The sequence below is a fragment of the Chitinophaga sp. W3I9 genome, from assembly GCF_050434025.1.
Taxonomy (GTDB): domain Bacteria; phylum Bacteroidota; class Bacteroidia; order Chitinophagales; family Chitinophagaceae; genus Chitinophaga.
The window spans coordinates 1,410,783-1,431,319 of sequence record NZ_JBNPWC010000001.1 but is presented as its reverse complement, the minus strand read 5'-3'; the positions used below and the strand labels follow the sequence as shown (position 1 = coordinate 1,431,319).

General features: G+C 46.6%; 19 protein-coding genes. 6 read left to right on the top strand and 13 right to left on the bottom strand.

What is annotated here, in order from left to right:
- The first annotated feature begins 24 nt into the window (after positions 1-24).
- A complete protein-coding gene (locus QFZ51_RS06245; RefSeq protein WP_429044253.1) occupies positions 25-165 on the top strand; it encodes a hypothetical protein in 141 nt (46 codons plus the stop codon).
- A 68-nt stretch (positions 166-233) separates the two neighbouring features.
- On the opposite strand, the gene QFZ51_RS06240 is transcribed toward QFZ51_RS06245, so the two are convergent.
- The 8 genes from QFZ51_RS06240 to QFZ51_RS06205 form a co-directional block, all read right to left on the bottom strand.
- The gene (locus QFZ51_RS06240) at positions 234-3,647 is read right to left on the bottom strand and encodes a ThuA domain-containing protein (protein ID WP_429044250.1); all 3,414 of its coding nucleotides are present in this window, start codon (positions 3,645-3,647) and stop codon (positions 234-236) included.
- 9 nt (positions 3,648-3,656) lie between these two features.
- Positions 3,657-4,400: a ThuA domain-containing protein gene (locus QFZ51_RS06235; RefSeq protein ID WP_429044248.1), complete on the bottom strand. Its 744-nt coding sequence runs from the start codon at positions 4,398-4,400 to the stop codon at positions 3,657-3,659.
- Between the two features lie 133 nt (positions 4,401-4,533).
- On the bottom strand, positions 4,534-5,256 hold the full coding sequence (locus QFZ51_RS06230) for a 3-keto-disaccharide hydrolase (RefSeq protein WP_429044246.1): 723 nt from the start codon (positions 5,254-5,256) through the stop codon (positions 4,534-4,536).
- A 29-nt stretch (positions 5,257-5,285) separates the two neighbouring features.
- Positions 5,286-5,699 (bottom strand): c-type cytochrome, encoded by a 414-nt coding sequence (locus QFZ51_RS06225; RefSeq protein WP_370911085.1) that lies wholly within the window; start codon positions 5,697-5,699, stop codon positions 5,286-5,288.
- Between the two features lie 54 nt (positions 5,700-5,753).
- Complete coding sequence (locus QFZ51_RS06220) at positions 5,754-6,809, bottom strand: sugar phosphate isomerase/epimerase family protein (protein WP_370911086.1); 1,056 nt, start codon at positions 6,807-6,809, stop codon at positions 5,754-5,756.
- A gap of 3 nt (positions 6,810-6,812) precedes the next feature.
- Positions 6,813-7,976 (bottom strand): Gfo/Idh/MocA family protein, encoded by a 1,164-nt coding sequence (locus tag QFZ51_RS06215; RefSeq protein ID WP_429044241.1) that lies wholly within the window; start codon positions 7,974-7,976, stop codon positions 6,813-6,815.
- Positions 7,977-7,999: 23 nt separating this feature from the next.
- Entirely contained in the window at positions 8,000-9,283 is a 1,284-nt protein-coding gene (locus QFZ51_RS06210) for an MFS transporter (RefSeq protein ID WP_429044240.1), read from the bottom strand.
- Positions 9,284-9,642: 359 nt separating this feature from the next.
- A complete protein-coding gene (locus tag QFZ51_RS06205) occupies positions 9,643-9,825 on the bottom strand; it encodes a hypothetical protein (protein WP_429044238.1) in 183 nt (60 codons plus the stop codon).
- Between the two features lie 66 nt (positions 9,826-9,891).
- Here QFZ51_RS06205 and QFZ51_RS06200 point away from each other — a divergent pair, with 66 nt between their 5' ends.
- From QFZ51_RS06200 to QFZ51_RS06180, 5 genes are all read left to right on the top strand, one after another.
- On the top strand, positions 9,892-10,089 hold the full coding sequence (locus QFZ51_RS06200; RefSeq protein ID WP_429044235.1) for a hypothetical protein: 198 nt from the start codon (positions 9,892-9,894) through the stop codon (positions 10,087-10,089).
- A 179-nt stretch (positions 10,090-10,268) separates the two neighbouring features.
- Complete coding sequence (gene secA / locus QFZ51_RS06195; protein ID WP_429044233.1) at positions 10,269-13,592, top strand: preprotein translocase subunit SecA; 3,324 nt, start codon at positions 10,269-10,271, stop codon at positions 13,590-13,592.
- 86 nt (positions 13,593-13,678) lie between these two features.
- A complete protein-coding gene (gene deoC / locus QFZ51_RS06190) occupies positions 13,679-14,344 on the top strand; it encodes a deoxyribose-phosphate aldolase (RefSeq protein WP_370911090.1) in 666 nt (221 codons plus the stop codon).
- A 30-nt stretch (positions 14,345-14,374) separates the two neighbouring features.
- Positions 14,375-14,815, top strand: coding sequence for an SPOR domain-containing protein (locus QFZ51_RS06185; protein ID WP_370911091.1), 441 nt, complete (start codon positions 14,375-14,377; stop codon positions 14,813-14,815).
- The gene (locus tag QFZ51_RS06180; RefSeq protein WP_429044228.1) at positions 14,799-15,974 is read left to right on the top strand and encodes a M20 metallopeptidase family protein; all 1,176 of its coding nucleotides are present in this window, start codon (positions 14,799-14,801) and stop codon (positions 15,972-15,974) included. The genes QFZ51_RS06185 and QFZ51_RS06180 overlap by 17 nt, the downstream gene beginning before the upstream one ends.
- A gap of 143 nt (positions 15,975-16,117) precedes the next feature.
- Here the strand turns inward: QFZ51_RS06180 and QFZ51_RS06175 are convergent, their stop codons facing one another.
- The 5 genes from QFZ51_RS06175 to glyA all read right to left on the bottom strand — a co-directional run bounded on the left by QFZ51_RS06175 (position 16,118) and on the right by glyA (position 20,502).
- Complete coding sequence (locus tag QFZ51_RS06175) at positions 16,118-16,777, bottom strand: hypothetical protein (RefSeq protein WP_429044226.1); 660 nt, start codon at positions 16,775-16,777, stop codon at positions 16,118-16,120.
- Between the two features lies 1 nt (position 16,778).
- Positions 16,779-17,150, bottom strand: coding sequence for a GntR family transcriptional regulator (locus tag QFZ51_RS06170; protein WP_429044223.1), 372 nt, complete (start codon positions 17,148-17,150; stop codon positions 16,779-16,781).
- A 12-nt stretch (positions 17,151-17,162) separates the two neighbouring features.
- Complete coding sequence (locus tag QFZ51_RS06165) at positions 17,163-17,978, bottom strand: hypothetical protein (RefSeq protein ID WP_429044220.1); 816 nt, start codon at positions 17,976-17,978, stop codon at positions 17,163-17,165.
- 7 nt (positions 17,979-17,985) lie between these two features.
- Positions 17,986-18,819 carry an ATP-binding cassette domain-containing protein gene (locus QFZ51_RS06160; protein ID WP_429044218.1) on the bottom strand — a complete coding sequence of 278 codons (834 nt, stop codon included), beginning with the start codon at positions 18,817-18,819 and terminating at the stop codon, positions 17,986-17,988.
- Positions 18,820-19,224: 405 nt separating this feature from the next.
- The gene (gene glyA, locus QFZ51_RS06155; RefSeq protein WP_429044216.1) at positions 19,225-20,502 is read right to left on the bottom strand and encodes a serine hydroxymethyltransferase; all 1,278 of its coding nucleotides are present in this window, start codon (positions 20,500-20,502) and stop codon (positions 19,225-19,227) included.
- Between the last annotated feature and the right edge of the window lie 35 nt (positions 20,503-20,537).

Sequence of the window (20,537 nt, the reverse complement as noted above, 5' to 3'; positions counted from 1 at the left end):
AGAAAAGGATTTGCCAATGAAATTATGGCGTTTGTATTGAATGAATCCCTGGCGCTGAATGCACGCTATGCTACGCTGCAGGCCTCACAAATGGGGAAAGGCATATACCTGGACATGGGATTTGAAGAACAGTTTGTTATCAGGAATTATGCCGTGCATAAGTGAATTTGTCTTATAAAAAGAAAGGGGAACTCTTATACAGAGCTCCCCTTTCTTTTTATAAAAAACTAGTATTATGGATGCAGGGTAAATGACACGATACCCAACTGTACTTTTTGCGCCGCATCAATTGCTTTGTAGCGGAAATACAGGTTGTGTTTCTTGCCGTCTGTTACCGGGGTAAAGCTGAAGTTTACCTTGTTCGGAACTTTTGGTTGTGCACCCGGACCAATGGTCACTTCACCGAGGCGGGTGCCGTTGGCATCATCCAGGAATGCTTCTACTATAAAGCCGGACTGTGGTGTTTCCTGCACCAGGTAAGCGAGTTCGATACCGCTTACACCCGTCAGATCCAGGTTGTTGTAAGTGGCCCATCCTGCTGTGTTAGAAGGAATAAGGAACTTCGTACCATTTACAGCGAATACCGCCATGCCATCTGCTTTGCTGAAATCTGCCGCCGCCAGTTTGGGGCTGATCAGTTCTGCAGAAGCAGTGCCGGTGATAGGCTTAATGCCAGGACCACCCTTATCGGTATAGCTGGCCAACAGGTACAACACACCGTTGTCTTTTGGTTCGCCGCCCAATGTAGGGTTGACGCTGCCGGTTACGGGCAGGGATGGTACCTTAGGTGCATTGCCACCGATGGAATAAATATATTCCACCAGTTGTTTTGCTTCACCCACAGAGATGCCTGGATGTGCAGACATGGCTGTTTCGCCCCACACGCCGCCACCGCCGTTGATGATCTTTTTAGCGAGCATTTCAGGTGCGGCAGGATCGTCCTTATACTTTTCTGTTATTTGCTTAAAAGAAGGCCCGATAGATTTTTCGTCCGGCTTGTGACAGGTTTTACAATCGGATACTTCCATGATATTTTTACCGGCAATAGCACCGGTAATGATCTGGTGTCCCTGTGGTTGTGCAGCTTTGTCACGACCTTCTACATAGTCCGCCTTTACAAAAATGTTATTGGCGTCCAGTTTACCATCTGCAGAATTGCCATCTTCCTTATCCGAGATATTAACCGCATACTGGATGGGTTTACCGGGGAAGTAGAACATCTGGTTACCGGTAATATTGATCTTTACATCAGGTGTTTCATTACCGGCGTAGAGGTCAATGGATTTGCTCTTTGTTTTGGCGCCTTTATCATCTGCCACTTCCACAAATACAGGATATTCACCTGCAGCACTGTAGGTGTATTCTACACTCGGCTCAGTGGTTTCTTTCTTTGTGCCATTACCAAAATTCCAGAGGTAGGTGAGTTTATCGCCATCAGGATCTTTAGATCCTTCTGCGGTTAATTTCACTTTAAATGGTAAGCCGCCGGTGGTGCGCGTAGCGTGTATATTAGCTACAGGTGCGCGGTTGCCGCCATTGAAATCAATGCGGGAAAGACCTGCATCTGCATTTTTGCTGAACCATCCGTTACCATATTCGAGGATATACAGGCGGCCGTCCGGACCCATTTCCATATCGATGGGTGCGTTCAGCTTGGTGTTAGGCATAAACTTTTCCATTTTGGAGAAGTCGCCGTTCTTATCCATGGTTACGGCCATTATCCATCCGCGGATCCAGTCGTAGATAAACAGTTTATCGTTATAGTAATCCGGGAAACGGGTTTCTTTTGGATAAAATTCGCTGTGATAAATGGGGCCTGCCTCTGCGTTACGGCCACCACTACCTACAATCGGGAACTCATCTGATTTCGCATAAGGATACCAGATGAAGGCGGGAGTAGCCGGTGGCAACTCTCTCAGACCGGTATTGTTGCGGGAATCATTGATCGGTTTCAGCGGATCAAAATAAGGACCGCTTTCACCTGTTTCATAATTATATTGACGGTAAGGTTTATTGTTGGCAATAAACATCGGGTAACCGAAGAAGCCGGGCTTTTTCGCCTGGTTTATTTCATCGTATCCTCTCGGCCCTCGCAGGGAGTCGTCGTTATTGGCATCCGGCCCTACTTCTCCCCAGTATACATATCCTGTTTTCTGGTCTACCGACATCCGGTAAGGGTTACGGGTACCCATTGCATAAATTTCAGGACGTGTGCCTTTTGTACCTTTCGGGAACAGGTTACCGTCCGGAATAGTATAGGAGCCATCTGCTTCTACTTTGATACGGATGATTTTTCCGCGGAGATCGTTGGTGTTCGCAGAACCGCGGCGGTCATCATACTGCAGGTGACCGGGACGGTCATCCGTAGGACCATAACCTTTGCTCACATATTGCTGTCCGGGTTCGTCAAATGGCGTGGTGTTGTCGCCTGTGGATAAGTACAGCAGTCCGCCCGGCCCGAATGCAATAGAACCGCCGGTATGGCAGCAGATATCACGCTGGGAGTAGAATTGCAGGATTACTTTTTCAGAAGACATATCCAGTTTGTTGTTTTCAAATTTGAAACGGGACAAACGGTTTACGGAAGTATCTACCGGTGAATACATCGCATAGATGTAGTGATTGTTTTTAAAGTCGGGATCTGCGGCAAGGCCGAGGAATCCTTCTTCTGCATTTACCTTTGGTACATCGGTGTGGTGATATACTTTGAGGAAACCTACCTGTGAAAGTTTCTTTTCTGCTGCATTGTAGAGCATCAGTTCCCCGCGGCGTTGCGCCACCAGGATATCCAGGTTAGGGAGTATAGCCATTTCCGTTGGTTCGAAGAACTCACCGGATACCAGTACATTTTTGGTAAAGCGGTCTTCTTCCGGTACACGCAGCGTTTTAGCGGCGCTGTAGTCAAGTACCTGGTTTTTACCAATGGCGTATTTGATACCGCCGGCGAGGTGTTTCAGGAACAGGCTGTCGGTATAAGATTCTTCCGTATGACCAAGACCGGTATAAAAAGCGCGGCCGCCATCATAATCGTGATACCAGCTGATGGGGTGATTGCCGCCCATAGTACCACCCTGGTAGGACTTTTCGTCCAGTTTCAGCAATACAGTAGTGGTGGTATCTACATTTTTATAATTATACCACTCGTCGGTATGTTCCCATTTTTCGGGAAGTCCTTCTGTAGCGGGAAAAGACTTTTCAATTACATCAACTATAGCTTTATGAACGCCCGGAGGATGGCTCTGGAACCATGCACCGGCGAGGTGGTTATACCAGCCCCATTCGTATTCGGTGTCGGCTGCTGCATGTACGCCTACGTAGCCACCACCTGCCTGGATATATCTTTCGAAATCGGCTTCCTGGTAGTTATTGAGCACATCACCGGTAGTGCTCAGGAAGATAACGGCGGCATATTGCGCCAGGGTATCTTCATTAAATTTAGCGGCATTTTCTGTAGTGTCTACATCAAATCCGTTTTCCAACCCCAGTTTCTGAATGGCTTTAATACCAACAGGGATGGAGCTGTGACGGAAGCCGCTAGTTTTGGTAAATACCAGTACCCTGGGTTTACCGGGGCGTGATTTTTTACAGGCTGCGAGACCAACAACAACGAGTGCCAGCAGCAGAAAAATTCGGAGAGTATGTTTCATTATTACGGATTATTTTTTGGGTTTCCAGTTGCCGATGGCGTATTCGATGCCACCCAGCAAATGTTTTAGATATACGGGGTCCTGGTAAGCTTCTTTCACATGGCCCATTTCGGTATAAAAGGCGCGGCCGCCTTCAAAGCTGTGATACCAGCACATTGGATGGTTATCACCATTTTTGCCACCGGTATAGCTGGATTCATCAATTTTGATGAGCACATGTACGTCGGGGTTAAGATCTTTGAAATTGTACCATTCGTCTTTGCGGATCCATTCGTCTGGTAAATCTTTTGTAGCCGGATGATTATGGTCCACTACTTTGAGGGTAGCTGTTTGCTGGCTCGGATGACTCAGGAACCAGGCGCCTGCCAGTTTGTTATACCACGGCCAGCCGTACTCCGTATCTGTAGCTGCGTGGATACCCATCCATGCACCGCCTTTGTGGATATAATTCTGAAAAGCCACCTGTTGGGTGCTGTCTAGCACGTCGCCGGTGGTGCAGCTGAAAATGACGGCTGCATACTTTTTCAGGTTGTCGGCAGTAAAGGCACTGGCATCTTCAGTAGTGTCTACTTCAAAGCCATTTTCCTTTCCGAGTTGCATGATAGCTATTTTGGAAGCGGGAATGCAATCGTGCCGGAAGCCTTTTGTTTTTGAGAACACGAGCACCCTTTTGGTCTTGTGTTTATGCTTTGCCTGCACGGAAATGGAGCCGGCGAGGAGCAAGAGTGTAATAAACGCGGTTAATGCTTTCATCTTATTTTACGTGGGAATGGAAATAAAAAAAATCAGAGAAGTAAAAAGCAAAAAGCTACTGAAGTATTGAGATAAGCGAGCGCCCATCTCCGCTTCAGTAGCTTTTTGCTTAATGCCTTTGCGCTATCGGAAATTAAAGAACTCTTATTTTGATATTACGGTACCATACATCATCGCCATGATCCTGCAGGGCGATATGACCTTTCGCATGTTTGCCGAACTCTTTCCAGTCGTGGAATTTGCTTTTTGCCACCAGTGCATCCCATTCTGGTGTGCCCATGGTAGTTTCGGCAGTTTTCACGCCATTGAGCCAGAGGGTCAGGTGACCATCTTTCTTCGTTAATTTGGCGGAATTCCATTCACCAACCGGTTTGGCGGGCCTGGTAGAAGCTTTGATGAGATCGTATAATTCACCCGCATTGTGTTTTGGGTTTTTACCATCGGGATGGCCGGCATCATCAATCACCTGCATTTCAGGACCGGAGAGGTAAGTTTGGCTTAAAGAAGGATCTTCATGAACGCTGAAGATAAGACCGCTGTTGCCGCCGGGAGAAATTTTCCATTCGTAACTCAGCTCATAATTTTCGTATTCTGCGTCAGTAACGAGATCTCCGCCGGGTGCGCCATTCTTTTTGGCTTCCTGGTTAAGGCCAATCGCACCATCAGTTACGCCCCATGCGGGACTGGCTGTGGATTTCAGGTAAGTATGCCAGCCTTTGGTAGAAGTACCATCGAACAGGAGTACCCATCCTTGCTTCTTCTCCTTCGCTGACAGGGTATTTAATTTCTGGGCTTTTACTGCGGTGGTACCGAGAACGGCAGCTACCATCAGTGCACCCATGATTAATTTTTTCATTCCGGATGATTGAGTTTATGATAAATCAATTATTTGCCAATAGATAAGATATAGCTTACCATTTCTTTGGCATCTTCTTTTGAAATCTGTGGGTGTGGCAACATAGCTACTTCGCCCCAGTTACCTGAACCGCCTTTGATTACTTTATCGGCCAGTTTTTCCACATTCTCCGGTGTGTTAGGATACTTGCCTGCAATGTCTTTCAGGGCAGGTCCTACCACTTTCATTTCTTCTTTATGACATGTTTTACAATCGCTTTCAGCCATCAGTGTTTCGCCTTTGCTTACTGGTTTGTTGGCATTTGGTGAAACCATTGAATTATCTGCTGCTGGGCTTTCATGAGTGCTAACGCTGTCTGCGTTTTCTGCTTTTTTCTCACCACCTCCGCAAGCTGCAAAGAATAATACACTTAATACGAGCGGCGCCAGATATCTCTTTCTCATTTGTTGATTTTTTTATTTGGTTATTGTTTACTAACGATCGGTGGATTGGTTGGCTTACAAGCCTAATATTCTTTTATTGAAGGCATCATCTGTACCGCCTCCTGCAAAGTCATCAAATGCCTTTTCAGTGACACGGATAATATGATCCTTGATGAAGGGGGCGCCTTCTTTAGCGCCATCTTCCGGATGTTTAATACAACATTCCCACTCCATAACGGCCCAGCCGGCAAAATCGTATTGGGCCATTTTACTGAAGATGGATTTAAAGTCTACCTGGCCATCGCCCAGAGAGCGGAAACGGCCCGGACGATCGATCCATGCCTGGTATCCGCCGTAAACGCCGGAGCGGCCGGTGGCGTTGAACTCTGCATCTTTTACGTGAAAGGCTTTAATCCTTTCGTGGTAAATATCGATATATTCCAGATAATCGAGGCATTGCAGCAACAAGTGACTTGGATCGTACAGCAGGTTGGCGCGGGTATGGTTACCGGTGGCTTCCAGGAAGCGCTCAAAGGTGATACCATCATGCAGGTCCTCTCCCGGGTGAATTTCATAGCAAACGTCTACGCCGTTGGCATCAAATTCATTGAGGATCGGGAGCCAGCGTTTTGCCAGTTCAGCAAAACCTGTTTCCACCAATCCTGCCGGACGTTGTGGCCACGGGTACATCGCCGGGGCCCACAATAGGGCGCCGCTGAATGTGGCGTGGGCATTGAGGCCCAGGTTACGGCTGGCTTTCGCAGCATACTTCAGCTGATTTACCGCCCACTCCGTGCGTGCCTGGATATTATTGTGATATTGTGCAGGCGCAAAGCCGTCGAACATCTCCGTAAAAGCAGGATTTACTGCTACCAACTGCCCCTGCAGGTGTGTGCTCAGTTCGGTGATTTCAAGCCCGGCTGCATTAACAATGCCCTTGATTTCATCTGCATAGGTTTTGCTTTCAGCAGCCTTTTGCAGGTCTATCAGGCGCGTTTCCCAGGTGGGGATCTGTACTCCTTTGAAACCAATGGAGGCGGCCCATTCACAGATAGATTTCAGATTATTGAACGGCGCTTCTTCTCCCATGAACTGCGCCAGAAAAATACCAGGTCCTTTTATCGTTTTCATATGCTATATCTCGAAGTTAGTCCATTTAGCATCGCTTTGTGAAGAGCGTACTACGTTGTCGATGAATGCCATACCACGTACGCCTTCTTCTGTACCCGGGAAATCCAGTGATTCCGGAGATGGCTGAACACCATCGATCTTTGCAGATAGCGTTTGGGCGAAGTTGCGGTACAGGTTACCGAATGCTTCCAGGTATCCTTCCGGATGGCCGCCCGGCGTGCGGGTGTTGTGGGTCATGTAAGACGACTGGAAATTGTATCCGCCGCCTGCGCGGTAAATTTCGGTTGGTTTATCCAGCCATTTTACCAGGAGGGTATTAGGCTCGTGCTGTGCCCATTCGAGGCCACCCTTTTCGCCGTATACACGGATCTTCAGGGCGTTCTCTTCACCGGCTGCCACCTGCGATGCCATTAATACGCCGGCAGCGCCGTTGTCGAAGCGGAGCAATACTGCGCCGTCGTCATCCAGCGCGCGGCCTGGAACCATAATGTTGAGATCAGCGCACAATTTTTCAATTTTAGCGCCGGTGATATATTCTGCCAGGTTCGCTGCGTGGGTACCGATGTCGCCCATACAGCCGCTTTTACCTGATTTTTTTGGATCTGTTCTCCAGGCTGCCTGTGCGTTACCTTCTCTTTCACTGAGTTTGCTGAGCCATCCCTGCGGATATTCCACCCAAACTTTACGGATTTTGCCCAGTGCGCCGTCTTTCACCATCTGCCTGGCTTGTTTTACCATAGGGTAGCCGGTGTAGGTATGTGTGAGTAAAAGCGTTAAGCCGGTAGCTTCTACTTTTGCTTTTAATTGTTTGGCTTCGTCGAGGGAAAATGTGATCGGTTTTTCGATAACTACGTTGAAACCCAGGTCCAGCGCCATCATGGCAGGTTCAAAATGGGCGAAGTTTGGCGTAACGATGGTTACGAAGTCCAGCCGTTTCTCTGCCGGCATTTTCGCTTCATTTTCCAGCATGGTTTTAAAATCGAGGTAGGTGCGTTCCGGATCGAGGAACAACATTTTACCTGATTCTACTGCTACGTCGTTATTAATGCTGAGGGCGCCGGCAGTCAGCTCAATCAGTCCGTCCATATTGGCTGCAATACGGTGAATTGCACCAATGAAGGCATCCTTACCGCCTCCTATCATTCCCATTCTAAGTTTCCGTGTCATATTTACAATTATCGTTTTATAATTTATACTATTTGAACGTGTGCTTTTTCTACTTTTTTGCGGCTGCGCATGTAAAAGAAAAGTCCTGTGAAAGCCACTATCAGGATAACGGGTATTATCAGGGTGGCGTTAATGATTTCCGGACCGGCTACTGCGGTGGCCTGACTGAAAGCGGTAGCTTCTGCAGAACCGGGGGCAGCGGAGCGGTAAGCATCCAGGGATGCACCGGCAGGCAGTTGTTTTACGATGATACTATCATAGAACCCGCCCATAAAATACATGTATACAGATACGGCAAACATACCGGCGCCGCCCATCAGGTTCATGCCCAGTGCACCTGATTCGGGGATATTTTCTGATATAAAGCCCAGCATGGTTGGCCAGAAATAAGTAACGCCCATACCAAAGATAAAGGCCGCCACAAATACCATGTTGCCAGATACATGAGAAAGTAAATATAAGCCCAAAGCGGATAAAATCGCAGAAATAAGTAAAACGCCGGTAGGAGAAATTTTATGCACCACAGGGCCGGCGATGCCTCTTCCAAGTACCTGTACACCTGCAGTTAATGCCAGTATGAGGATGGAATTTTCGGTTACATTTTTCAGTAATACCTCAATCCACTGTCCGGTGAAAAGCTCTGTGATGGCAGTGCCAAACATCAGGATAAACATCACAATAAACAGGGGGCTTAATACAGATTTGTACATCTGCGCAGAAGATACGCCGGATGCCACTCTTTCTGTAACAGGAAACTCAAGCTTCATAAAAAGATAACCATAGATCAGGGTGGGGATCACCATAGTGGCTACCTGCAGCTGCCAGCTGAGGCCAATTTTGGTAAGTAAAAATACCAGCAGGGTACCCACTACGATACCGCCGGGGAACCACAGGTGAAAGTGATTCAGTTTGGTGGTTTTGTTGTCGGGGAAAATAGTGGCCACGAGCGGATTACACGCCGCTTCCACGGTACCGTTGGCCATCCCGATAAACAGGGTGGAGATGAACAGCGACCAGAAGCCGTTCGCAAATACCGTTAGCACAATACCCAGCAGGTGCAGGATAAAAGCTGCCAGCAGTAACCGTTTCATGCCTATGGCATCTACAATGAATCCTCCTATAATCACTGCCAGCGGGAATCCCCAGAAAGCAGTTCCCGCAATGATGCTCAATTGTTTGGTATCCAGGTGGAACTCAACGCCTAAGCGGCTTAATATTCCGGCACGGATGCCAAAGGATAATGATGTTACCAGTAGCGCCATACAGCTTGCTACGAACAATTTTTGCGGCTGAATTGCATTTGCCATAAACGTGGATATTTGTGTAAATAAGTTAAAACGGCTATTAAACCTTTAAATTTATAAAAAGTATTTTCATATTTCCATCTTTTTATATGGACGACAGGCATTTTTTTTGAAAATTTTCTTTTCTGACGCTGACCAGCAATCCCAGCGGGGAGCTGGTCGCAGATCCCCTGTTTGGCTGGTCATATTTTATGATAAGCGGTTTGCCGGGAAAGTGCCGGAATGCCCGGGGTAACACGATAATAAGGCTAACAGTGGCATCAGCCGCAATTTCGTACAGGCGTTGGCGAAAGATATAACGGGAACATCCGGTTAGAAAGCCAGGGCTTAATGCGTTGCAAAATATCCTGCCGGATCTTAGCTTACAGCCACGGATATCCATGCACCACGCCGTGTACTGGTATTTTGGCAGATATAAGCCTGAGCCCTCCCGGCAGCAATACTGCCAATTTGGGCGCTGCGCTATAAACAAATAACCGGCAGCTGGCTGATTGGCTGCTTTCCTGCGACAGTCCTATATTGTACGAAGCCATTTTCCAGGGCATTGCCGGCCGTGGTTTGTTGTATTACTTCCGGAAATTGGCTTGGTATGAGATTTACTGCCCTTAAAAATGGCAGGACTGGCTCGTAAAAAGAATACAGGGTATCCGGCCGGAGTGGCTATACCACTAACTTTTTCCGCTGATATGAAAGATATGTTAATTGATAATGGCAAAATGCAAAATCCCTTCAAAATCCCCCTTGAATCACCGAATTTATTCCTACTTTTACAGGCCTTGCCGGGGCGGGCTGTAAAACTGACACCTTGACAGTTCGTCTTTAACAAGCACAATATTTGAGTAATCTGGATGCCGTCTATCCAACTGACGAAGCCCGCAGCCTTTGTGCCACAGGCTGGTGAAGCAGAAATCTATCAACTGATACACGCTGCCTGGATGGGATCAGGTTACAATAAATAGAAATCGTAATTCGTAATTAAACATTTAACATGTTAGGTTTTTTATCAAAGCTATTTGGAGGGAATAAATCAGAAAGGGATATTAAATCCATCTCTCCGGTGGTGCAGCAGATTAATGAGGAGTACGAAAAACTACAGTCCCTGCCTATCGATGACCTCCGCCATAAAACGCAGGAATTCCGCGCACGTATCGCTGAGCATCTTGCCACTATCGATAAAGAAATAGCGGAAAAACAAGCCAGCGCAGATGAAGAGGAAGATGTAACTGTAAAGGACACGATATACCAGGAAATAGATATTCTTAAAAAAGACCGTGACAAGCAACTGGAAGTAGTACTGAAAGAATTACTGCCCGCCGCTTTTGCAGTAGTAAAAGAAACTGCCCGCCGCTTTACCAATAACACCACGCTGACTGCTACCGCTACAAACCTGGATCGTCAGCTCGCTGTGAGAAAGGATTATGTGACCATTGAAGGCGATAAAGCCATCTGGAAAAACAGCTGGAGCGCAGCCGGCAGCATGGTTACCTGGAACATGGTACATTATGATGTACAGCTGATTGGTGGTACCGTACTGCACCAGGGTAAAATTGCCGAAATGGCAACAGGTGAAGGTAAAACCCTCGTATCCACACTCCCTGCTTATCTCAATGCGCTGGCAGGACAAGGCGTACATATCGTAACGGTGAATGATTACCTGGCACGTCGTGACTCCGAGTGGAACGGACCTCTTTTCGAATTCCTCGATATTACCGTAGACTGTATCGATAAGCATCAACCCAATACACCAGACCGCCGTAACGCTTACCTGGCGGACATTACGTATGGCACCAACAATGAATTCGGTTTTGACTACCTCCGTGATAACATGGTACACAACCCGGATGAAATGGTACAACGTAAACACCATTACGCCATGGTGGATGAGGTGGATAGCGTACTGGTGGATGATGCCCGTACTCCGCTGATCATTTCCGGCCCTATCCCCCGCGGTGAAGAGCAGGAATTCCATGCATTAAAACCACGTATCGAATACCTGGTGGAAATGCAGAAGAAAGCAACCAATCAATATCTGCAGGAAGCAAAGAAACTGATTGCAGAAGGTAAAGATGATCCTAAAACCGGTGGACTGGCCCTCATGCGCGCCTGGAGAGGCTTGCCAAAGAGCAGTGCACTGATCAAATATCTCAGCGAACCTGGTAACAGGGTATTATTACAAAAAGCTGAAAACTACTACCTGGCAGATCAGCAACGCGAAATGCCAAAAGTAGATGAAGGCCTGTTCTTCGCTATCGAAGAAAAACAAAACAGTGTAGATCTCACTGATAAAGGTATTCACCTGATCACCCAGGGCGGAGAAGATGCTAACTTCTTTATCCTCCCGGATGTGGGAACTGAACTGGCCGAAATTGAAAAGCTGCCGCTGACACCAGAAGAAAAACTGCAGCGTAAAGATGTACTGCTGCAGGACTTTGCCGCTAAATCAGACCGTATCCACTCCGTGCAGCAGCTGCTGAAAGCCTACACTTTATTTGATAAAGATGTGGAGTATGTGGTAATGGACGGTAAGGTAAAGATCGTGGATGAGCAAACCGGCCGTATCCTTGATGGACGCCGTTACTCAGACGGATTACACCAGGCAATTGAAGCAAAGGAAAATGTAAAAGTGGAAGCTGCCACCCAAACATTTGCCACCATCACCCTGCAGAACTTCTTCCGTATGTATCATAAGCTGGCCGGTATGACCGGTACAGCATCCACTGAAGCCGGTGAGCTCTGGGAGATCTACAAACTGGATGTGGTAACCATTCCTACCAACGTTCCTATTTCCCGTGTAGATGCGGAAGATCTTGTATACAAAACAAAGAGAGACAAATACAAAGCAGTTATCGAAGAAATCAAGCAGCTGCAGACAAAAGGACGTCCTGTACTGGTAGGTACTACCTCTGTGGAAGTGTCTGAATTGCTGAGCAAAATGCTCACCTTCGAAAAAGTGCCGCATAATGTACTGAATGCGAAGCAACACGCCCGTGAAGCACAAATCGTTGCGGAAGCAGGTTTGCCCGGAGCAGTAACCATCGCCACCAACATGGCGGGTCGTGGTACGGATATCAAGCTCGGACCTGGCGTGAAAGAAGCCGGCGGGTTAGCCATCATTGGTACAGAAAGACATGAAAGCCGTCGTGTTGACCGCCAGCTGCGTGGTCGTGCCGGTCGTCAGGGTGATCCGGGAACTTCACAGTTCTTCGTTTCCCTGGAAGATGACCTGATGCGTATGTTCGGTTCAGAACGTATTGCCGGCCTGATGGACCGTATGGGCTATAAAGAAGGAGAAGTGATCCAGCACAGCATGATCACCCGTTCCATTGAAAGAGCGCAGAAGAAAGTAGAAGAAAATAACTTCGGTATCCGTAAGCGTTTGCTGGAGTATGATGATGTAATGAATAAACAGCGTACGGTGATCTACGCAAAACGTAATCACGCCCTGTTTGGCGAACGACTGGCAATAGACATCGATAACGCTTTCTACGATGTAGCGGAAAATATGGTGTCTACCCACAAAGCCAGCGGAGATTATGAAGCATTCAAGATGGATGCGATCATGAACTTCTCCATCGATACAAAAATCACCAGTGAAGAACTGGCCAAGACAGATATTCCTAACCTGGCCAACAAGCTGTATTTCGAAGGAAAAGATAACTATACACGTAAGGTAAATGATCTTATCAGTAATACTTTACCGGTAATAGAACGTATCTACCAGGAACAGGGCCACCAGATCGAAAATATCTCTATACCATTTACAGATGGTAAAAAAGGTATCAACGTACTGGCCAACCTGCAAAAGGTAGTGGAAACAAAGGGACATGAAACCATGAGCGCCCTGGAACGCAGCATCACCCTGGCTTTGATTGATGAGTCGTGGAAAGAGCACCTGCGTGCAATGGATGACCTGAAACAATCCGTACAGAGTGCCGTATACGAACAGAAGGATCCTTTGCTGATCTACAAATTTGAAGCATTCAACCTGTTCAAGGCGATGGATGGTGAAACCAGCCGCGATATCGTTTCTTTCCTGACCAAATGCGGTATCCCCGTAAGCAACCAGGAACAGGAAGCTGCTCCGGAAATCCGGGAAGGCCGGGAAGAAAAAACCGATATGAGCCGCATGCGTGCTTCTCATGAGGAACTGGCGGAAAACGGCAGTCACCAGAACAGCGCCCCTGAAATTCAAACGGCTGAAGAAGTAAAAGCAGAGCCTATCCGCCACCAGGGTCCACAAATAGGTCGCAATGATCTTTGCCCATGTGGTAGCGGTAAAAAATACAAACAATGCCACGGTAAGAACGCCTAAGCGCACCTGCCTGGAAATGATATCAGAACGGATTACGGCAACGTAATCCGTTTTGCATTAATTTCGCCTTGTAATCAAGTAAATGAATGATGGAGATTAACCGCTATATAGACCATACCGTATTGAAGCCCACCACCACACTGGAAGACGTTAAACAGTTGTGCATGCAGTGTGTGGAGTACGATTTTGCAGCGGCCTGTGTGCCCCCGTTATATGTGAAGCTCGCCAAACAATTCCTGGGCGCTACCAATACCAAAATAGCCACGGTGATCGGCTTCCCTTTCGGTTATTCCGCTATTGAAGCCAAAGTAGCCGAAACAGTACTGGCTATTGTAGACGGCGCCGACGAACTGGATGTGGTGATCAATATCTCTGCTATCAAAAATAAAGACTGGGAATACCTGGAAAAAGAGATCGCCAATATCATGTACCTGGTGCGGGAAAAGAATAAAGTCATTAAGATCATCATTGAAAGTGGCATATTATTGGAAGAAGAAATTGTGCAGTGCTGCCAGCTGTATGCGAAGTATGGCGTGGATTTCATGAAAACGTCTACAGGATATGCAGAAAGAGGCGCTACCGTAGAGGCAGTAAAGCTGATGCGGGCTAATTTGCCGGCTAACATACAAATAAAAGCTTCCGGAGGTATTCGTACCTTTGCTTTTGCGAAAGAGCTGATAGATGCCGGCGCTACCCGGATCGGGGCCAGTGCCAGTGTGAACATAGTAAAAGAAGGCAAGGAAGCCCAGTAACGATTATTCATAGTTAATTATACCGTATTCATGCAAAAGTTATTCATCCTGGTGTGCTGTCTGTTGGGGAGTGGTGTGGCCATGGCGCAGGACAATGCAACCGCCGGCAACGGAAATGTGAGAGTGGTGAAAGATAGTCGTTTGGACGCGCTGATTAAAAAACAGATCTACATTAACACCCTGGCCATCCGCAACCAGTCCGGTTTCCGGGTACAGGTAATTTCTACCAACAAACGCGGCGATGCCAATGAAGCCAAAGCAAAAGTAATGCAGCTTTTTGGCGACTACCGCACCTATCTCGATTACCAGGCCCCGTATTTTAAAGTGCGCGTAGGCGATTTTAAAACCCGTGAGGAAGCATCTGAATTACGGGACAAATTATCCGACCTGTTTGCAGGTGGTGTATTTGTAGTACCCGCCATTATTAACGTGTCACTGGATAAAGAACTATCGAATGAAGAACCGTATTAAAGAGCTGGCAAAAGCATATGCCCCTGAATTTACTGCCATCAGGAGGCATCTGCATTCCCACCCCGAATTGTCTTTCCAGGAATTTGAAACCACTGCTTATATACAACAGCAGTTAACCGCGTTCGGTGTTCCTTTTAAGGCTGGTATTGCCGGCACCGGCATCATCGCGCTGATAGAAGGAAAGAACCCCGCCTCCAAAACCATCGCGCTGCGTGCTGATATAGATGCATTGCCCATCACTGAAGCCAACGATGTGCCCTATAAATCCACCAACGTGGGCGTAATGCATGCCTGCGGGCATGATGTACATACTTCGGTGGTACTAGGCGCTACCAAAATATTGAATGAATTAAAAGAGGAGTTTGAAGGCACCATTAAAGTGCTGTTTCAGCCGGGTGAAGAGAAACATCCCGGCGGCGCCAGCATCATGATTGAAGAAGGCGCTCTTGAAAATCCCCGCCCGGATGCCATCCTCGGATTACACGTGCATCCTTCCATGGAAGCCGGTAAACTTGGATTTCATGCCGGTAAGTATATGGCTAGTGCAGATGAAATTTATATAACCATCAAAGGAAAAGGCGGCCATGCCGCGCAGCCACATCTTACGGTAGATACCATCCTGGTAGCCTCTCAACTGGTAGTAAGCTTACAGCAGATTATCTCCCGTAACAATAATCCTTTCTCCCCCTCTGTATTATCAATCTGTGCTTTCAATGGCGGATTTACTACCAATGTGATTCCCAGCGAAGTAAAGCTGATGGGTACTTTCAGGGCTATGGATGAAACCTGGCGTTTCAAAGCGCATGAGCTGATACGCAAACAGGCCACCGGTATTGCCGAAGCGATGGGCGCCGGAATTGATATTGAAATATTGGTAGGCTATCCTACTTTATATAATAATGAAGAAGTAACCACGAAAGCCCGTGGCTTTGCTACGGATTACCTGGGCGCCGAAGCAGTGGGTGATACCGAAATCAGGATGGGTGCGGAAGATTTCGCCTTTTATTCACAAGTGGTACCGGCGTGCTTCTTCCGGCTGGGTACCGGCAATACAGCCCGTGGTATTACTTCCGGTGTACATACGCCCACTTTTGATGTAGATGAACATGCGATCGAGATAGGTATCGGAACGATGGCCTATCTGGCTACGCAGTTTTAAAGAGAGATAACAACTTTAAAAAGATATAACAGCAACGTCCCGATAGAAATCGGGACGTTCATTTTTAACACAAAAACTTGTTATGTAATTTAAAACCGGCTGAAAAACCGGTTTATGCATTGATAGAATTTATTGCTAAATCTTTAGTTAATCCGTTTTAAACTTTGTAAGGACCTGCCGGTTATATTCAGGTTGTCTAAACTATCCACGCTGAATTCTCCCGACTGATACGGTGCATAAAAATACAGTGAGCCATGTTTAGCCATCGTTACTTTCACCGAGTCCAAAATATTATCTTCATTTACTTCAAGCGTATTGTTTTCTCCTCCCGTAAAGGCAAAAGAATTGATTTTTGTATTGATCACAAAAGTCCGCAGACTTTTACCTGCATTGATTTCCAGCTTTGGCGATTTAACGTCCGAAATGGTCAGGCTGTAATCACTTTTGTTGTCGATATAGCTGATAGCAGGAGTATACAAGGTGATGTCACGCGCCTTATTGATCGCTACGTAAAGTGTGTCGCCCGACATATCATAAGTAGCGTTCTTATAGAATTCGAGACTGTATTCCGGCGATTCACGCACATAGATAGTAACTCCACCATTTGCGGTGGTGTTCTTTAGCACCAGTGCTTTGAAGGCAGGCAGGGTCACTTTCGCATAATCCGGGTCTTGTTGTGGCTCATGATTCTTTATATTAGTGATGCCTTTATTGTAATTGGCTTTTAGTATAATGGCAGAAAACAGCATGAATAACACCATTACACCTGAAAAACCTAATAGTAATTTACTGCTGGTTTTCATGTTAGTTGAAATTTGATTTTTTGAATTTCTCAAAGTGAGGTTTCAGTTCATCGAGATCGAGATCGAGCAGGTACATACTGCGGAAGAAACTTGGCAATTCGTTCCGGATAAAAGCATCTTTTTTGAATTGCTTTATTTTCTTCACTGCATCTCCGCTGATAAAATAGCCGATCCCTCTTTTATTCTGAATAATTTCCTGTTGCTGCAGGAGCTCGCAGGTGCGCATCACTGTATTGGGATTTACTTCCAGCGAAACCGCCAGTTCCCTTACAGAAGGAATACGTTCTTCCGGCTGCCATTTGGTAAGCAATATCTGTTCGCAGATGTAATCCGCGATCTGTATGTATATTGCCTGTGTATCTTTGAATTCCATTTCGCTAAGTTTTTAAATTTCTTGATCCTTCAACCGGAAATAAGCAATGGTCCAGAGCACAGGTGCTATCACAAATTTTATCATAAACAGGTAAGTGTTTTGCAGCCATTCCGGGATCAGGTATACTTTGGTGTGCCATGAGGTAGGGCCGCCTTCCAGCTTGGAGACCAGCAGGAATGGCATCGATCTTTTCCAGAAGTCGTGCCCGAATCCGAAAATCAGGGTAACGATAACACAGTTAATAAGCCACAATGCAAATCCTAATACAAAAATCGATAACACTGTTTTGATAAAGCTGTACTTATGGAAGTAGGTGGCGCCGAGTAAAAATGCCGCGTGCAGAATAATATAGCCGTAATAGATATATACTTTTTCTTTGGGATCATCCAGGAACGCATAGTTGTTAACTATTCCCCTGCCAAATGCCGCCAGTTGTACGCTTTCAATAATTTTAAAGCTGAGGTAACAGCTGATATGATAAAACAACAGGTAGCCTATGCCGGTAACCAGGAACAATGTGATGAACTTTTCAAACTGCGAAGCAGGTAACATCAGGAAGTCTACGCCCTTTTCCTTGCTGCCCAGTTCATTAAAAGCCCTGCTGGTGAACAGCAATCCGCAAAAGAACATGCCGGCGTAATAAAAGCCTACAATGTCGCTCGTTTGGCGGAAAGGTTCGCGGGCCACCAGTATCGTTAAAAGCGCGATACCTGTCATCAGCCCGAATACGGCAAGCATGCCCATTCCGTAGAAGCGGTAATGATCGGTAAAGTGTTTTTGCAGGTATAACTGCATACGACGAACATTAAATACGTTGTTTGGTTGCATGTGTGGATCAGTTGAATATTTCCTGGATGGGTTTATGATTGGTGAGGATCGCGTTGAACAGCAGTTCCATATCTATTTTACTTTGTTCCTGGCCTGCGTTGCGGGTAATGATGGTATGTCCGCGCAGGTTGCTGTCGGCGAAGAGGACACCGGTTGTTTCCTCGATCCTGCTCACGGTTTTGAAGCTCAATTTGTCTGTCACTGTTTGTACATCTTCCCGGAAAATAATTTTGTGGTCATCAATGATCACGATGCTGTCGATGAGATTATCCAGGTCGCGTACCTGGTGGGTGGAAATCACAATGCATTTTTCGTCGCTCACTGCGGCGGCAATCACTTTACGGAACTGGCTTTTGGAGGGGATATCCAGGCCATTGGTGGGTTCGTCCATGATCAGGGCTTTGGTGTTGGCGGCCAGGGCAAAACTGATCAGTACTTTTTTCTTTTGTCCGTACGACATTTCCGTCAGCTGCTGGTCTTTTGGAATTTCAAATTCCTTGAGATAATTGTAAAACGCCGCCTCGTCGAAGTTGGGATAAAAAGGGGCGTAGGTGTTTACATATCTTTTCACACTTACTTTTGGGAGATAGAATTCTTCCGGCACCAGGAATATCTCCCGGAGGAAGGCGGGTTGTCTTTTGGCAGATGGATAGCCCATCACCTCACAGGTGCCGCTGTCGGGGAATAGTAAGCCGGCCATTTGTTTGAGGAGCGTGGATTTGCCCGCACCGTTTTTTCCAAGCAAACCATAAATATGTCCTGCTTCCAGCCGTAGCTGTAAGTTTTCAAACAGGGGTTTGTTTTTCCGGTAGCTGAATGTCAGGGATTGGATGTTAATCATATCTTGTGGTTTAGTGTACTACTTAACTAGTACACTATAAAGATAAGGGTATATTCCGGAAATCAAAATAAATGCAGCGATTTTTTTTGCGGGCCGCTTTCGCCTTCGGCGAAGCGGAAATTGTCTTGGCTCAGGATTATGTTGATTATACTGATTAGCTGGATTTTTACTTTTTTGGATTTTTGGATTTTATAAAGGATCAGGGGAGATAGAAGCGGATTTTGTGTTTCTCTCTGATTACGCTGATTTTTACTTTTGGATTTTTTTCTGATTTTTAGATGTAATAATAAAGGGAGATAAGAGCGAATATCCGCTTCTATCTCCCTTAATCCTTTATAAAATCCAAAAGTAAAAATCCAGCTAATCAGTATAATCAGCGTAATCCTGAGCCAAGACAAAATCCGCCTACAACTCGGGATACAGCGGGAACTGCTGCATAAACGTATTCACTTCGCCTCTTACCTTGAGGATCAGCCCTTCATTGTCTGCATCCAGCAGCAAGGCATCGATCCAGTCAACGATCTGCCCCATATGGCTTTCGTTCATACCACGGGTGGTGATAGCGGGAACGCCAATACGGATGCCGGAAGTAACAAAGGCAGATTTATCGTCGAAAGGCACCATGTTTTTATTGACGGTGATATCGGCCTTTACCAGTGTTTGTTCCGCTTTTTTACCAGAGATATTTTTATTACGGAGGTCAATCAGCATCAGGTGATTGTCGGTACCACCGGAAATGATTTCATATCCTTTGCCTACAAAGCTTTTAGCCATGGACTGCGCATTTTTCAGGATCTGATTGGCGTATACAGTGTACTCGTCAGACAGTATCTCGAAGAAAGAAACAGCTTTAGCGGCAATTACATGTTCCAGCGGACCGCCCTGGATACCAGGGAATACAGCGGTATCAATGAGAGAGCTCATCAGGCGGGTTTCGCCTTTTGGTGTTTTCAGACCGAACGGATTTTCGAAATCTGCGCCCATCATGATCATACCGCCGCGGGGACCACGGAGGGTTTTATGGGTAGTGGTAGTTACGAAATGGCAATGGGCAAACGGAGAGTTCAGTAAGCCTTTGGCAATCAAACCTGCCGGGTGCGCAATATCAGCCAGTACAAAAGCGCCTACCTGGTCAGCTATTTCGCGGATACGTTTGTAATCCCAGTCGCGGCTGTAAGCAGAAGCACCACAAACAATCAGTTTGGGCTTTTCGCGGTTGGCAATTTCTTCCATTTTATCATATTCTACCAGGCCTGTTTCTTTGTTAACGCCATAGAAATGAGGTTGGTAGAGCTTTCCGGAGTAGTTTACGGAAGAACCGTGGGTAAGATGGCCTCCCATGCTCAGATCCAGTCCGAGGATTTTATCGCCCGGTTGCAGAATAGCCAGCATAACAGCGGCATTGGCCTGTGCCCCTGAGTGAGGTTGTACGTTCACATAAGCAGCGCCAAATATTTCTTTAGCCCTGTCAATTGCCAGTTGTTCGCTCTGGTCCACAATTTCACAGCCCGCATAATATCTTCTGCCAGGATAACCTTCGGCGTATTTATTCGTCATCACATGTCCCATCGCCTGCATTACCTGTAAGCTGGTAAAGTTTTCAGATGCGATCAACTCAATGCCGTGGCGCTGACGCTCCAACTCCTGGCCGATTAAATCAAATATTTGCTGGTCTCTTTGCATGTTGCCTTAAATTTGGTGCAAAAATAAATTAAAGC

What these genes read in the sequence shown, in the direction of transcription:
- QFZ51_RS06245 (WP_429044253.1), top strand. Translation starts at nt 25, where the DNA reads ATGGCGTTTGTATTGAATGAATCCCTGGCGCTGAATGCACGCTATGCT.
- QFZ51_RS06240 (WP_429044250.1), bottom strand. Translation starts at nt 3,647, where the DNA reads ATGAAACATACTCTCCGAATTTTTCTGCTGCTGGCACTCGTTGTTGTT.
- QFZ51_RS06235 (WP_429044248.1), bottom strand. Translation starts at nt 4,400, where the DNA reads ATGAAAGCATTAACCGCGTTTATTACACTCTTGCTCCTCGCCGGCTCC.
- QFZ51_RS06230 (WP_429044246.1), bottom strand. Translation starts at nt 5,256, where the DNA reads ATGAAAAAATTAATCATGGGTGCACTGATGGTAGCTGCCGTTCTCGGT.
- QFZ51_RS06225 (WP_370911085.1), bottom strand. Translation starts at nt 5,699, where the DNA reads ATGAGAAAGAGATATCTGGCGCCGCTCGTATTAAGTGTATTATTCTTT.
- QFZ51_RS06220 (WP_370911086.1), bottom strand. Translation starts at nt 6,809, where the DNA reads ATGAAAACGATAAAAGGACCTGGTATTTTTCTGGCGCAGTTCATGGGA.
- QFZ51_RS06215 (WP_429044241.1), bottom strand. Translation starts at nt 7,976, where the DNA reads ATGACACGGAAACTTAGAATGGGAATGATAGGAGGCGGTAAGGATGCC.
- QFZ51_RS06210 (WP_429044240.1), bottom strand. Translation starts at nt 9,283, where the DNA reads ATGGCAAATGCAATTCAGCCGCAAAAATTGTTCGTAGCAAGCTGTATG.
- QFZ51_RS06205 (WP_429044238.1), bottom strand. Translation starts at nt 9,825, where the DNA reads ATGCCCTGGAAAATGGCTTCGTACAATATAGGACTGTCGCAGGAAAGC.
- QFZ51_RS06200 (WP_429044235.1), top strand. Translation starts at nt 9,892, where the DNA reads ATGGCAGGACTGGCTCGTAAAAAGAATACAGGGTATCCGGCCGGAGTG.
- secA (WP_429044233.1), top strand. Translation starts at nt 10,269, where the DNA reads ATGTTAGGTTTTTTATCAAAGCTATTTGGAGGGAATAAATCAGAAAGG.
- deoC (WP_370911090.1), top strand. Translation starts at nt 13,679, where the DNA reads ATGATGGAGATTAACCGCTATATAGACCATACCGTATTGAAGCCCACC.
- QFZ51_RS06185 (WP_370911091.1), top strand. Translation starts at nt 14,375, where the DNA reads ATGCAAAAGTTATTCATCCTGGTGTGCTGTCTGTTGGGGAGTGGTGTG.
- QFZ51_RS06180 (WP_429044228.1), top strand. Translation starts at nt 14,799, where the DNA reads ATGAAGAACCGTATTAAAGAGCTGGCAAAAGCATATGCCCCTGAATTT.
- QFZ51_RS06175 (WP_429044226.1), bottom strand. Translation starts at nt 16,777, where the DNA reads ATGAAAACCAGCAGTAAATTACTATTAGGTTTTTCAGGTGTAATGGTG.
- QFZ51_RS06170 (WP_429044223.1), bottom strand. Translation starts at nt 17,150, where the DNA reads ATGGAATTCAAAGATACACAGGCAATATACATACAGATCGCGGATTAC.
- QFZ51_RS06165 (WP_429044220.1), bottom strand. Translation starts at nt 17,978, where the DNA reads ATGCAACCAAACAACGTATTTAATGTTCGTCGTATGCAGTTATACCTG.
- QFZ51_RS06160 (WP_429044218.1), bottom strand. Translation starts at nt 18,819, where the DNA reads ATGATTAACATCCAATCCCTGACATTCAGCTACCGGAAAAACAAACCC.
- glyA (WP_429044216.1), bottom strand. Translation starts at nt 20,502, where the DNA reads ATGCAAAGAGACCAGCAAATATTTGATTTAATCGGCCAGGAGTTGGAG.